The 12,590-nt window shown below is 73.2% G+C and carries 14 protein-coding genes; 6 read left to right on the top strand and 8 right to left on the bottom strand.

What is annotated here, in order from left to right; genetic code table 11:
- Nucleotides 1-105: 105 nt before the first annotated feature.
- The 3 genes from V1634_RS02485 to V1634_RS02475 form a co-directional block, all read right to left on the bottom strand.
- Nucleotides 106-717, bottom strand: coding sequence for a hypothetical protein (locus tag V1634_RS02485; RefSeq protein WP_331206062.1), 612 nt, complete (start codon nucleotides 715-717; stop codon nucleotides 106-108).
- 71 nt (nucleotides 718-788) lie between these two features.
- Nucleotides 789-1,031, bottom strand: a complete 243-nt coding sequence (locus tag V1634_RS02480; RefSeq protein WP_331206061.1) for a hypothetical protein — start codon at nucleotides 1,029-1,031, stop codon at nucleotides 789-791.
- A gap of 69 nt (nucleotides 1,032-1,100) precedes the next feature.
- Nucleotides 1,101-1,925, bottom strand: a complete 825-nt coding sequence (locus V1634_RS02475) for a hypothetical protein (protein ID WP_331206060.1) — start codon at nucleotides 1,923-1,925, stop codon at nucleotides 1,101-1,103.
- Nucleotides 1,926-2,133: 208 nt separating this feature from the next.
- Between V1634_RS02475 and lhgO the strand changes: the two genes are divergently transcribed.
- Nucleotides 2,134-3,342 carry an L-2-hydroxyglutarate oxidase gene (gene lhgO, locus V1634_RS02470; RefSeq protein ID WP_331206059.1) on the top strand — a complete coding sequence of 403 codons (1,209 nt, stop codon included), beginning with the start codon at nucleotides 2,134-2,136 and terminating at the stop codon, nucleotides 3,340-3,342.
- A gap of 80 nt (nucleotides 3,343-3,422) precedes the next feature.
- Nucleotides 3,423-3,659 carry a hypothetical protein gene (locus V1634_RS02465; RefSeq protein ID WP_331206058.1) on the top strand — a complete coding sequence of 79 codons (237 nt, stop codon included), beginning with the start codon at nucleotides 3,423-3,425 and terminating at the stop codon, nucleotides 3,657-3,659.
- A gap of 89 nt (nucleotides 3,660-3,748) precedes the next feature.
- Here the strand turns inward: V1634_RS02465 and V1634_RS02460 are convergent, their stop codons facing one another.
- Both V1634_RS02460 and V1634_RS02455 read right to left on the bottom strand, forming a co-directional pair.
- Complete coding sequence (locus V1634_RS02460) at nucleotides 3,749-5,227, bottom strand: hydroxysqualene dehydroxylase (protein WP_331206057.1); 1,479 nt, start codon at nucleotides 5,225-5,227, stop codon at nucleotides 3,749-3,751.
- Entirely contained in the window at nucleotides 5,227-5,727 is a 501-nt protein-coding gene (locus tag V1634_RS02455) for an MSMEG_6728 family protein (protein ID WP_331206056.1), read from the bottom strand. Before V1634_RS02455 ends, V1634_RS02460 begins: the two co-directional genes overlap by 1 nt.
- A gap of 114 nt (nucleotides 5,728-5,841) precedes the next feature.
- On the opposite strand from V1634_RS02455, the gene V1634_RS02450 reads away from it, so the two are divergent.
- On the top strand, nucleotides 5,842-7,854 hold the full coding sequence (locus tag V1634_RS02450) for an NAD-binding protein (RefSeq protein WP_331206055.1): 2,013 nt from the start codon (nucleotides 5,842-5,844) through the stop codon (nucleotides 7,852-7,854).
- Nucleotides 7,855-7,978: 124 nt separating this feature from the next.
- On the opposite strand, the gene V1634_RS02445 is transcribed toward V1634_RS02450, so the two are convergent.
- Nucleotides 7,979-9,235 carry a DUF4032 domain-containing protein gene (locus tag V1634_RS02445; RefSeq protein WP_407951697.1) on the bottom strand — a complete coding sequence of 419 codons (1,257 nt, stop codon included), beginning with the start codon at nucleotides 9,233-9,235 and terminating at the stop codon, nucleotides 7,979-7,981.
- Between the two features lie 74 nt (nucleotides 9,236-9,309).
- Between V1634_RS02445 and V1634_RS02440 the strand changes: the two genes are divergently transcribed.
- From V1634_RS02440 to V1634_RS02430, 3 genes are all read left to right on the top strand, one after another.
- Complete coding sequence (locus tag V1634_RS02440) at nucleotides 9,310-10,062, top strand: phosphatase PAP2 family protein (protein WP_331206053.1); 753 nt, start codon at nucleotides 9,310-9,312, stop codon at nucleotides 10,060-10,062.
- Nucleotides 10,063-10,072: 10 nt separating this feature from the next.
- The gene (locus V1634_RS02435; protein ID WP_331206052.1) at nucleotides 10,073-11,356 is read left to right on the top strand and encodes an APC family permease; all 1,284 of its coding nucleotides are present in this window, start codon (nucleotides 10,073-10,075) and stop codon (nucleotides 11,354-11,356) included.
- A gap of 89 nt (nucleotides 11,357-11,445) precedes the next feature.
- A complete protein-coding gene (locus tag V1634_RS02430) occupies nucleotides 11,446-11,697 on the top strand; it encodes a hypothetical protein (protein ID WP_331206051.1) in 252 nt (83 codons plus the stop codon).
- A gap of 60 nt (nucleotides 11,698-11,757) precedes the next feature.
- Here V1634_RS02430 and V1634_RS02425 read toward each other — a convergent pair whose 3' ends face one another.
- Nucleotides 11,758-12,240 carry an SRPBCC domain-containing protein gene (locus V1634_RS02425; protein WP_331206050.1) on the bottom strand — a complete coding sequence of 161 codons (483 nt, stop codon included), beginning with the start codon at nucleotides 12,238-12,240 and terminating at the stop codon, nucleotides 11,758-11,760.
- The gene (locus V1634_RS02420) at nucleotides 12,237-12,572 is read right to left on the bottom strand and encodes an ArsR/SmtB family transcription factor (RefSeq protein ID WP_331206049.1); all 336 of its coding nucleotides are present in this window, start codon (nucleotides 12,570-12,572) and stop codon (nucleotides 12,237-12,239) included. Before V1634_RS02420 ends, V1634_RS02425 begins: the two co-directional genes overlap by 4 nt.
- Nucleotides 12,573-12,590: the final 18 nt, after the last annotated feature.

Genomic DNA, 12,590 nt, shown 5'->3' with positions numbered 1-12,590 from the left:
CCTCTTCAGCGGCGGCGCCCCGTTGACGGCATCCTGCGCACGTCCTGCCCCGTCACGTACCCGATCGCGGGAGCGGCGGCCGGAGTGGGCGCCGGTGGTGGGCGGTCACGGGGCGGGAGTCTGTGGAGTCGGGTCGACGACGCAGGCGGCGATCTGCCGTGGCCCATCGGGTGTCACCACGGGCAGCGTCGCCAGGGTCGTACCGGTGGGGCAGATCGGGCCGGGCGGGCCGGGCTCGCCGGACGGACCGGGTTCGCCCACCGGGCCGGCGGGGCCTTCCGGGCCGGCGGGGCCTTCCGGGCCGGCGGCACCGGGCTCGCCGTGTCCGCCCGGCGGGCCCGGCGCGCCGGCCGCACCCGGGATGCCCGGCGGCCCGGGTGCACCGGGCGGCCCCGGATCACCGGGTCGGCCGTCCCGGCCGGGCAACCCCGGCGGTCCGGGTCGACCCTCCGGACCGGCCGGGCCCTGTGCGCCGCGCAGGTCGGCGGGGTCGACGACGCACTCGCCGCCGAGCTGGCGTACCTGCTGGCAGAGCTGTTCGGCGCCGGAGACGGCGGTCGCCGCCCGGCGCTGCTCGACGGCGGCCCGCCGGCCGAGCTGGGCCCAGGCCCAGCCGCCGACCGCCGCGATGAGCGCGGTCGCCACCACCACGATGATGAGCCGGCGCCGGATGCGTCGGTCCATCCGGCGGCGGAAGGTCTCCGTCTCCTCGGTCATGGCGCCCTCCTCGCGGCGATCCGGCCTGCCGATCCGCATGGGTCACTCCGGAGAGCCGTCAAGCCCGGCGGTCACGCCGGACCGTTCGGGCGGTAGCGGTGCAACTCGCGTTCGACGAGGGCGAGCGCGTCCTCGGCGGCCCGCCGCGCCCGGCGGGCCTCGTCGATGGCCTGTTGCAGCCCCTCCGCGCGCTGCTCGGCGGCATCGGTCCGGCGTGCGGCGTCGTCCGCGCGCCTCTCGGCGCGGTCGATCGCCTCCTGGTACTCCTTGCGATCGGCCCGGTTGGCGTTGAGCAGGTACGCCACGATCGTCACGAGCAGCCCTCCGACGCCGACGGCTCCGAAACCGCCGGTGGGGAGGAAATTTGCCAGTTCACCCACACGTCAGCTCGCCGGAGTGCCCAACTTCGCCGCCAGTTCCGCCGTTCGGTCGCCGAACGCGGACTTCAGAGCCGCCACGACGCTGTCGATGTCGCGCTGGCCGAGCCCGGCCAGTACGCCGTCGACAATGGCCTTCTCGTCGGTCGTGTCCCGGCCGACGGCGTCTAGCAGGGCCGCCTGGTTGACGGTCAACTGCTGGACCCGGGTCAACAACTGCTGGATGGCGCCGTCGGCCATCACCTTGGTCCTGGTACGGGTTGCGATCTTGTCGATCGTCGCGTCGTCCACGTCTTCCTCCGTCGGGTCTCCGAGCGCGATCGCGAGGATCCGCTCCATCACGCGTCTGTTGGCGCAGTGGCGCCGGTCGAGGGTCAGGTGCCAGTGCCACAGGTGGCTGGAATCGCTGCTGGCGGCCCGGTTCCGCACGTTGTCCCAGCCGTCGACGACCTTGTCGCCGTCGACGTTGCCGTAGAACTCGCGTACCTCCTCGAGTTGACCGGCGCGCAGCGCGGCGTAGAGCCGTTTGCACTGCGCGACCATCTGGCCGGCCGAGCCGGGCGTGAAGTCGACTCCGGCGACGTGTCGCTGTTGGACGGCGCTCAGGCCCGACTGCACGGTGTACGTCCGGGAGGTGCAGTACCGGGACTTGAGGATCCACTCCTGGGAGCGGTGGGCGCCCCGCAGGTGGTTGTTGTCGCCCTTGACCCCGAAGGCGGCCCGGGGGCGTTTGGTGCGCCGGCACAGTTCGTCGCCGAGCCAGTCGAGTTCCGGCGTGACGATCTCCCGACCCCACGATGATTCAGCTCGTAATTGCGCAGAGGTCGGCATCGAACCTACCTATTGTGAGTACTTCTCTGAATTGGGGTACTACGGGCTAGTATTGATATTTGTCGTGACTTGCCGTATTACGGAAGAGACAGTCGTCAACCCGACAGTGTCGTACCGGGACACGCCCTGACCGGCGACTACGCGACGCCGTCCCAGGCCGGGTGCGGCGCATACCATCGCTGGCGATGCCAGCGGCCGGGGAGCGCGGATGACCAGGTACGTGATCGTGGGCGGCGGGATCCTCGGGCTCGCGGTCGCGCACCGGCTGCGTACCGACCGCCCCCGGGACACGGTGACCGTGCTGGAGAAGGAGTCCGGCTGGGCCGCCCACCAGACCGGCCACAACTCGGGCGTGATCCACGCCGGGGTCTACTACAAACCGGGGAGTCTCAAGGCGACACTCTGCCGGGCCGGCAGCGCCTCGATGGTGCGGTTCTGCGCCGAGCAGGGGCTGCCGTACGAGGTCTGCGGCAAGCTGATCGTCGCGGCCGAGGCGGCCGAACTGCCCCGGCTGCACAAGCTGCACGAGCGGGCGCTCGCCAACGGGCTGCCGGTCAGCCTGCTCAACGCGATCGAGGCGGCCGAACACGAGCCGCACGTCGCCGCCGTCGCCGCGCTGCGGGTCGCCTCCACCGGGATCGTCGACTTCGGCGCGGTCTGCCGGCGGCTCGCCGAACTCCTCGCCGCCAGTGGTGCCGAGCTGCGCCTGAACACCAGGGTCACCGAAATCCACGGGGTCACCGGGAGCCACGGCCGGGCCGGTGGCGTCGTGGTGGGCACGAGTACGGGCGAGGTGACCGGCGACGTGCTGGTGAACTGCGCCGGCCTGCACGCCGACCGGATCGCCGCACTGGCCGGCATCGACCCGCCGGCCCGGATCGTGCCGTTCCGGGGCGAATACTACGAACTGGTGCCCCAGCGGCGGAAGCTGGTGCGTGGACTGATCTATCCGGTGCCCGACCCGCAGTTCCCGTTCCTCGGCGTACACCTGACCCGCATGATCGACGGTACGGTGCACGCCGGCCCGAACGCCGTACTCGCCACCGCCCGGGAGGGCTACTCGTGGCGCCGGTTCGACCCGCGCGACGTCTGGGAGCAGGTCGGCTACTCCGGCCTCTGGGCGCTGGCCCGCCGGCACTACCGGTACGGGCTGACCGAGGTGACCCGGTCGCTGTCCCGGAAACGCTTCGCGGCCAGCCTGGCCCGGCTGGTGCCGGAGCTGACCGAGGCCGACATCGCCCCCGCCGGAGCCGGCGTACGCGCCCAGGCCGTACGCCCGGACGGGGGACTGGTGGACGACTTCCTCATCGTCGAGGCGGATCGGCAGGTGCACGTGCTGAACGCGCCGTCGCCGGCCGCGACCAGCTCCTTCGAGATCGCCCGGCACATCGTCGGCCGGCTCCCCGCCGACCGTTGACCGGTGTCGATCACTCCATCACTGTGCGTCACCGGATCGGGTGATGGTGGTGGTCGACCGGTGCCGGTGACACTGGCCGGGTGGAACGTCCCGGTGTCGCCATCCTGCTGGTCGGAGTGGCGTTCGGCCTGTTCGCGGGCACCGCGTACGCGGTGGCCCGGCGGGCCTGGGTGGACTACCGCAAGACCAGGGCGAGCCTGCCCGGGCTCCGGAGGACCGCGTGGACGGTGACCCGGATCGCTACCAGCCGTGGCGGCATCGTGCTGCTGATCTGCCTGGTCGCCGTCGGCTGGGCCGCCGCCGGCGGCGAGCGCTGACGTCCGGTCACGCGCGGAGTGCGCTGGCGTCCGGTTAAGCGCGGCGAGCACCGACGTCCGGTCACGCGCGGAGTGCGCTGGCGTCCGGGTTAAGCGCGGCGTACCCGGCGGGCCAGCAGGCCGTGCCGGGGGATCGTCCGGATCGGCTCGGTGGCGGCGCCGGCCCGCCGGAGGATGTGGTTGGCGGCGAGCATCCCGGTCAGGGCGGCCCGCTCCAGCAGCGCGCTGGGCAGCTCGGTGCGGATCCCGTCGCCGGCCAGATAGAGCCGGTCCGCGTCGGTGAGCACCCCGGGCCGGTCGGCCGAGCAGCCCGGCCGGAACGCCGGGGCCCGCCGCTCGACCCGGCAGCGCAGGTCCCGTACCGGCAGGTCGGCGACCTCCGGCCAGAGCCCGGCCAGCTCGGCGTGCATCCGCCGGGCCAGCTCCGGCGCGGGCACGCCCTCCGGGCAGGCGTACGCGTGCAGTTCCACCACCGCACCGCCGGTCCGGTCGGCCCAGTGGCGTGCCTGCGACTCCAGCCGGTGGTAGAGGGTCACCGAGTCCAGGGTGGGTTGCCGGGACACCCCGCTGAACACCGCCCGGTCCGGTGCCACGTCGCCGGCCAGCCAGTACCGGGCGATCGCGTACGGCGGGCCGGCGCCGAGCCGGGCCGCTCCTGCGGCGAGTACGGGTGCCCGGGCGGCCAGCTCCGGCGAGCCGGCGAGCAGCGCGGTCAGGGCCGGCGGGTCCACGGCGAGCACCAGGTTCCCGGCCCGGTGCCGCTCCCCGGTGCCGGTCTCCAGCCGCCAGCCGTCGCCGTCGGGCAGCACCGCCGTGGCCGGCCGCCCGAGCAGGATCCGGGCACCGTGCCGGCGCAGGTGCGCGGCGAGCGGTTGCCAGATCGCCGACTCGTAGTCCCGGTCCGGTGCGTCGAAGCCGAGCCCTTCCGGGTTGCCGAGGAAATAGAAGTGGAAGTTGGCGACCAGCTCCGCCGCGGAGAGGTCCGCCTCGTGGTTGAAGAACGAGTGCGCGAAGACGTCGAAGAGCATCGCCCGGGCCCGGTCCGGCAACCGCAGCCCGTCGAGCAGGTCCTCGGCGGTGGTCTGGTCCAGCGCGGCGTACGTGTGCCGCGGATGGTAGGCCAGCAGCGGCAGGGCGGCCCGGCCGTCCATCCGGCGCAGGTCACGCAGGCGCAGGCTCGGGCTGCGGGCGAGCAGCGCCAGCAGGCTCCACGGTGGCTTCGCCGGCAGCCGGCCGAAGTCCTCGGCCGGCCAGTCGGCGTGCAGCACCGGATAACCGGGTACCGGCCGGAGCAGGGTGAGCGCCGGATCGATCCGGCGCAGGATCGCCCGCAGGTTGTGGTACTGCCGGAAGAAGGCGTGGAAGCCGTGGTCGACCGGTGCGACGGTGCCGTCGGTCAGCGTCTCGGGGCGGGTGTCGAGCCGGCCGCCGAGCCGGGGACGGGCCTCCAGCACGGTGACCCGGACACCCCGCTCGGCGAGGACGACCGCCGCCGAGATCCCGGCGACACCGCCACCGACCACCAGCGCGTCGGTGTCGCGGCGCACCCGCCCCGGCGAGGGTCCCATCAGGACTGTCCGGTTGGCGGCGTCGGTGGCCGGCAGCGCGGTGGACGGTCGGAGGCGGGCCAGACGTACGGCACCTCCGGCACCTCGCCGAAGATCGGCCCGTAGTGCGCCGGATCCTTGCGCAGCAGTGCCGAGCGGTGGCTCAGGTGCATCTCCTCCCGGCCGAGCCAGGGCGGCAGCTCACCGGCGGCGGCCAGCTCGTCCTGCCGGCGTACCCGATCCAGGCCGCAGCCGGCGGCGAGGTCGGCGACCAGGGTGCCGGCGCAGGTGTCGGCCCGGCCGGTCGAGACCCACTCGGCACAGATGTCCAGGCCGTACCGGACCAGCGCCTCCTCGTAGCCGGCCCACATCTTCACCGCCGGGTGGTGGCGCCAGCCGTAGCCGGGGCGGACCAGGCCACGCAGCACCTGGATCGCCTCGACCCGCTGCTTGCCCAGCCGCAGCGGGTCCAGGCTCCGGGCGGTCCGCCCGAAGTCCGGGTACGGCAGGAAGGTCTGCACCCGGATGCACTACCCGTGACCGGCGGTTCCATTCATCGACACGCTGGGTGATTGTGTCGCCCCGTCCCTTCCCGGACGGTCCCGCGTACTGATCACAGTGACTACCATCCGGGCATGGCGGATCTCTGGCGGACCCGGGCCCGGCGCGCGTTCGAGACCCGACTGCGGGACGGCCTGCGCACCAACGGGGATCACCGCCCGCACTACGTGGTCTGCGGCCAGGACGCCCTCGCCGTCCACCTCGTCAGCGAACTGCTCGGCAACGATCCGCAGGGCAGCGGCGTACGGGTGACCGTGATCGTGCCGTACCGCCGTCGGCCGGACGGGCCGGACATCCGCGCGATCCGGGGCGTCCGGGTGATCCGGTCGGATCGGCTCGACGAGGAGACCTTCAAGACCGCCGGGCTGGTCGGAGCGGCCGGTCTGGCACTGCTGCACCAGGACGACGTGGGCAACATCCACGCGGCGCTCTGCGCCCAGGAGGTCGAGCCGGACCTCCGGGTGGTGCTGCGGATGTTCAACATGAGCCTCGGGCACGGGATCCGGCAGCTCTTCCCGAACAGCGCCGTACTCTCCGACGCCTCGATGGCCGCGCCCGCGTTCGTCGCGGCGGCGCTCGGTGAGGTCGCACCCTCGTACTTCCGGCACGGCGGTCGTACCCTCTTCGTCGCCCCCCGGGCGGAGGTCCGGCCGGAACAGGTGGTCTGCGGCCTGGCCGACACCCGGGACCCGAACCACCCGGTGGTGCTGCCCGCCGACCCGGCGGATGCCGATCTGGTACTCGCCGAGGCGGTCGGCCAGGCGGGGCAGGCCACCGAGCAGGCCACCCGGCGGCGGCTGCTGCGCGCCCAGCGGTGGCGGCGGCGCCGGATCGCGGTGCTGCTCCGGGCGCTGCGCTCGTTCGCCACCCGCAAGATCGGAATGGCCACCATCGCGGTGCTGATCGTGGTGGTGGTGCTCGGCTTCCTGCTCTCCTTCGCCGAGCACACCAGCATCGGCAACGCGATCTACCTGACCATGGTGACCACGATCGTCGGCGCAGACCCGGACACCGACAAGGGGGCGGCGGCCCAGGTGCTCCAGGTGGTGCTGAACCTGGCCGGGCTGGCGCTGATCCCGCTGATCACCGCCGCCGTGGTGGACGGCATCGTCAAGGCCCGGCTGGCGCTGGACGCCGGGCTGCTGCCGAGTGAGCGCAGCGGGCACGTCGTGGTGGTCGGGCTCGGCAACGTCGGTACCCGGGTGATGTGGCAGCTGCACGACCTCGGCATCGAGGTGGTCGCCATCGACAAGGATCCGGAGGCCCGGGGCGCGGCGGTCGCCCGCCGGCTGAACATCCCGCTGATCGTCGGTGACGCCGCCCGCGAGGAGACCCTGGACAACGCCTCGGTCGGCACCGCCCAGGCACTGGTGGTGGTCTCCACCGACGACGTGACCAACCTCCAGGCGGCGCTGAACGCCCGGGCGCTCCGCAGCGACCTACAGGTGGTGCTGCGGCTCTTCGACGGCGACTTCGCGCAGCGGATCCAGAAGACGTTCCGGATCGGGGTGTCCCGCAGCGTCTCCTACCTGGCCGCGCCGTCGTTCTCGGCGGCCCTGCTCAACCGGGCGGTGATCGCGACCATCCCGGTCGCCCGGCACGCGCTGCTGGTCGCGGAGGTGCCGATCGCCTCCGGCGCGGCACTGGCCGGGCAGGAACTCGGGGTGGTCGGCCAGGCGGAGTGGGTCCGGGTGCTCGCGTTGACCGGCGCCGGCCAGCGGCGTGCCGAGTGGGCCCCGCCGTCGGGGCACCAACTCCGGCCCGGGGACGTGTTGACCGTGGTGGTCCGGCGGGCCGGGTTGAACCGGCTGCTCAGGGAGGCGAGTACCCCGCTTCCGGCGGCACCGGAGTCGGGAGCGGGGACGACCGGTCGACCCGGTGAACCGGCGGGCCGGTCGTCGTCGGATCCGAGCCGGCCCAGTCGGCGGACCGTACCCCGGCAGGCCGGCCGGTCGACGGCCCGGGACCGCACCGGCGAGCAGTCCGGCCAGCCGGGGCGGGCGGGTACCCGGAGTCAGCCGGGTCGGACCGCCCGGCGGAGCCAACCGAACCCGCCGCCGGTCCGCCGGCCCGATCCGCCGCACTGAGCCCGCTGTGCCCCTGGCGCTCAGCCGACCGCTGTGCCCCTGCCGCTCAGCCGACCGCTGTGCCCCTGCCGCTCAGCCGACCGCTGTGCCCCTGCCGCTCAGCCGACCGCTGTGCCCCTGCCGCTCAGCCGACCTCGACGCCGAGTACGGCCTGTTCGTCGGGGCGGTGCACCAGTTCGTCGGCGAGGAACGACTGCACGGCCGGGGCCAGCCCGACGTCCCGGCCGGCCCGCTCGGAGAGCCGCCAGCGGTGTTCGATGACCTGGGCGAAGAGTTCGGCCGGTTCGAGTTTTCCGCGCAGGTGCGCCGGCACGGCCCGGACCACCGGCTCGAAGACCTCGGTGAGCCAGCGGTGCGCGGCCTGCTGCTCGTCGGTGAGGTCGCTCTCCGCCCGGTAGGTGTCCAGGTCGTTGAGGAGTCGCCGGGCCTGGTTCTCCTCGGCGTCCAACCCGGTCAGCCGGAGCAGCCGGCGGCTGTGGTAGCCGGCGTCGACCACCTTGGGCCGGACCAGGTAGCGCCCGCCGTCCACCAGGGACATCGCCACCTCGGCGACGTCGAAGCCCAGCTCGTTGAGTCGCCGGATCCGGCCCTCGATGTCGTGCCGGGCCTCCCGCTCGATCTGCTGCTCGTAGGTGATCTCGTGCCACAGCCGCTGGTAGCGCAGGACCACCTCCTCGCAGACCACCTCCGGGTCGATCGAGGGGTGCAGCAGCCCGGCGGCCTCCAGGTCCAGCGCCTCGCCGAAGATGTTGACCCGGGCGATCTCCAGGTCCTCCTCCCGCTGCCCGTTGGAGAGCCGGGCGTGCAGCGCGCCGGTCTCGGCGTCGACCAGATAGGCGGCGAAGGCACCGGCGTCCCGCCGGAACAGGGTGTTGGAGAGCGAGCAGTCGCCCCAGAAGAAGCCGGTCAGGTGCATCCGGACGATCAGTGCGGCCAGCGCGTCGAGCAACCGGTTCAGCGTCTCGGGGCGCAGCGTGTGCGAGAAGAGCGCCCGGTAGGGGAGGGAGAACTGGAGGTGCCGGGTGATCAGCACCGGGTCGAGCGGCTCACCCCGCTCGTCGTGCCGGTCGGCGACGATCGCGACCGCCTCCACGGAGGGGAAGTCGATCCGCTCCAGCGCGCGGAGCAGGTCGTACTCCCGCTCGGCCACCCGTTCGCCGGTCTCCTTGACCGCGTAGACGGTGCCGGCGAGCCGGACGAATCGCACGACATGCCGGGAAATTCCCTGGGGTAGCGCCACCAACTGGTCGGCGGGCCACTGCTCCAGCGGAGTCGACCAGGGAAGGTCGAGCAGCGCCGGGTCGACGAGGGCCGAGGTGATCCGCACGGCAACAAGCATGCCGGTCCGGGCCGCGTCGCGCCGCCTCACGTGTGCGGGCACACATCGTCGACCCGCCCGATCGCGGCCGCCGTCCTGTGCCGGCTCCACGAGGCCGGCCCGGTAGCGTGGTCGGAATGCGGGAGACCACGACGGTACGCCGACCGCTGCGGCTGCGCCCCGTCCGTCCGGCCGGCTGGTGGCTCGACGGCGTACTGGTCGCGGCGGTGGTGGCGTTGACCGCCGCGCTCGCCGCCGGTCAGTTGCTCGGACTCGACCTGGCGGTCCGGGACTGGGTCGACGCGCACCGGCCCGAGCCGGCGTACTGGGTGGCCCGGGTCTTCAACTCGCTGGGTCAGGGCGGCTGGTTCCTGATGCCGATCGCGTTCGGCCTGGCGGCGCTGGTCGGCTGGCGCACCCGGTCGGTCCGGCCGCTGCTGGTGCCGATCGGCGCGTTCGTGCTGACCTCGTTCACCATCGGCCCGATGAAGCTGTGGCTGGACCGGGGCTACCCGCACAACTTCGAGTTGGCGCACCCGGAGAAGCTGTTCAGCGACCCGGCGGGCGGCACGGCGTACCCGTCCGGGCATGTGGCGAACGCCATCGTCTGGTACGCGGCGATCGCGCTGCTGTTCGCCGCGCTGCTGCGTACCCTCGGTCGGCCGGACGCCCCGCCCGCCCTGTACGCCGCGATCCGGCTGGCGCCCCCGGTCATCGTCTTCTGCACCACCACCTACCTCGGCTGGCACTGGATCACCGACTCGGTCGCCGGGCTGCTGCTCGGGCTCTTCCTCGGCCGGCTGCTCGACCGGGTGCCGTGGGACGACGTACCGCTGCCGGCCCTGCCAGGCGGGGTGCACCGACGCGGAGTGTTCACCGACGACCTCTAGATTCGACGTCGTGCAGGAGCTGGAGCGCCGGCTGGGCGTACCCGATGCGGTCGTCGTCGGCCTGGGGTCGATGCTCGGGGCCGGGGTGTTCGTGGTCTTCGCCCCGGCGGCCGCCGCCGCCGGCAGTGGGTTCGGCCTGCTCGGCGCGCTGGCCGTCGCCAGCCTGGTCGCCTACTGCAACGCCACCAGTTCGGCCCGGCTCGCCGCCCGCTATCCGGAGTCCGGCGGCACCTACGTCTACGGCCGGGAGCGGCTCGGCCCGTTCGCCGGGTTTCTCGCCGGCTGGGGCTTCGTGGTGGGCAAGACCGCGAGCTGCGCGGCGATGGCGCTGACCATCGGGGCGTACCTGTGGCCGGGGTACGCGCGACCGGTGGCGGTGGCGGCCGTGCTGGCGGTCACCGGGGTGAACCTGCGCGGGGTGCAGAAGACGGCCCGGGTCACCCGGTGGCTGGTGGCGGTGACGCTCGGCGTACTGGCCCTGGTGGCGCTGGTGGGACTCTTCGGCGGGGAGTTCCGGCCGGTACGGCTCGGTGACGCCGTCGGCGGGCCGGCCGGGGCCGGCGTACTCACCGCCGCCGGGCTGCTCTTCTTCGCCTTCGCGGGATATGCCCGGATCGCCACCCTCGGCGAGGAGGTACGCGACCCGGAGCGCACCATTCCCCGGGCGGTACCGCTCGCGCTCGGGATGGTGCTGGTGATCTATCTGGGGCTGGCTGTGATCGCGCTCTCGGTGCTCGGGCCGGCCCGGCTGGCGCACTCGGCCGCACCGCTCGCCGAGGTGGTGGACGCCGCCGGGCTCTCCGCGCTGGGCTGGCTGGTCCGGGCCGGTGCGACGGTGGCGGTGCTCGGGGTGCTGCTGGCGCTGGTCGCCGGGGTCGGTCGGACCGCGCTGGCGATGGCCCGGCGCCGTGACCTGCCGGGTGCGCTGGCCGCGGTGCATCCGACGTACCGGGTGCCGCACCGGGCCGAACTCGCCGTCGCCGGTGCGGTGGTCCTGCTGGTGGCGCTCGGCGACGTCCGGGACGCGATCGGCTTCTCCAGTTGCACCGTGCTGGTCTACTACGCGATCACCAATGCCGCCGCGCTGACCCTGGGCCGGGATCCGGGCCGCCGGCTGCCGGTCCGGTTCCTGGCCGGTCTCGGGCTGGCCGGCTGCCTGCTGCTTGCCGTCACCCTGCCGGCCGGCAGCGTGCTGGCCGGCTTCGCCGTACTCGCCGTCGGCGCGCTCGGCTACGCCGCCCGCCGGCTCGCGCGGCTCAGCCGGCACTCCCGCGACGACAGCGGGTCGCGGTGAGTGGCGGGCGGGTCATACCCAGGTACGAGCGCGGCGGTGCTACCGCAGGGCGACGCGGATTTCAGTGATCTCCTCCTATGGTCGAGCGCATGAAGAAGGCACTCGCCGTGGTCGGGATCCTGTTCGGGCTCTACCTGATCGTCCGGGCGATCGCCGAGCCGTTCGTGATCGACATGTCCGATCCGGCGACGTACCAGCGGGACTGGGGTGGGCCGAGCCTGGCCGGGGTGCTGCTGGTCCACTGTGGCCCCGGTGTCGTCTCTGCGGTGCTGATCGGGCTGGCCGCGCGTTCGCGGTGGCGGCGCCGGGCGGCGTCCGGACCCGGCCGGGACGGCGAGTGAGCGCGAGCCGGGCCGCCGACTGAATCCGTCCAGGGTGACGAACGTCGGTGAGAGCGGTCTTTACCGGGCCGCCTCGGCCTCGGCGAGCCCGGCGAGTTGTTTGGTCACCGATCCCCAGCCCTCGGCGAAGCCGAGTTCCTCGTGGCGAGCGCGGGCAGCAGGATCGCCGTGCCGGAGCAAAATCCGGTAGTCGGTGCCGTCCGGATGATCGCCCAGGATGATCTCGGCGGTCACTGCGACCGGGGCGGGCTGGGTCGGTCGCCACTCGCTGTCGATGGCGTTCGTGAACACGATCCGCTCCAGCTCGTCGACGACGAGGAAGCTCGCGTCCATGTGCGGGACGAACTCCGCCCCGTCGTCGCTCATCCGGGTCACCAGGCCGCCGCCGGGCCGGACCTCCAGGCGGTCGACCCGGCACAGCGTCGGAGCCGGAAGCCACCACTTCGCGAAGCGGGACGGATCGGTCCAGGCGCGCCAGACGACGGCACGGGGAGCGCGGATGATCCGCCCCAGGGTCAGGTCAAGGTCGGGGTTCATGGTCATTCTTTCTCCTCCGGGTCGGTGACGAGCCGTTCGAGGCGGTCGGTGCGCTCCTCCCAGATCCGGCGCTGTTCGGCCAGCCAGTCGTCGAGGAGGGCGAGGCGGTCGCGGTTGAGCACGCAGGTGCGCACCCGGCCGGACTTGACCGTGCGGATCAGGCCGTTCGCCTCAAGCGTTCGTACGTGCTTCATGAACGAGGGAAGGGTCATCGGGAACTCGCGGGCGAGGTCGCCGACGCTCGTCGCACCACGGCCGAGCCGTCGGATGACGTCGCGCCGGGTCGGGTCGGCCAGGGCGACGAAGACGCCGTCGAGCTCCGCCGAATACTGTGCCATGCGGCTAAGCATTGCTCG

Origin of the sequence: Plantactinospora veratri (genome assembly GCF_036421995.1) — a bacterium.
Lineage (GTDB): Bacteria > Actinomycetota > Actinomycetes > Mycobacteriales > Micromonosporaceae > Plantactinospora > Plantactinospora veratri.
Note: the sequence above shows the minus strand (reverse complement) of the source record. Positions and strands in the feature narration are given on the sequence as shown.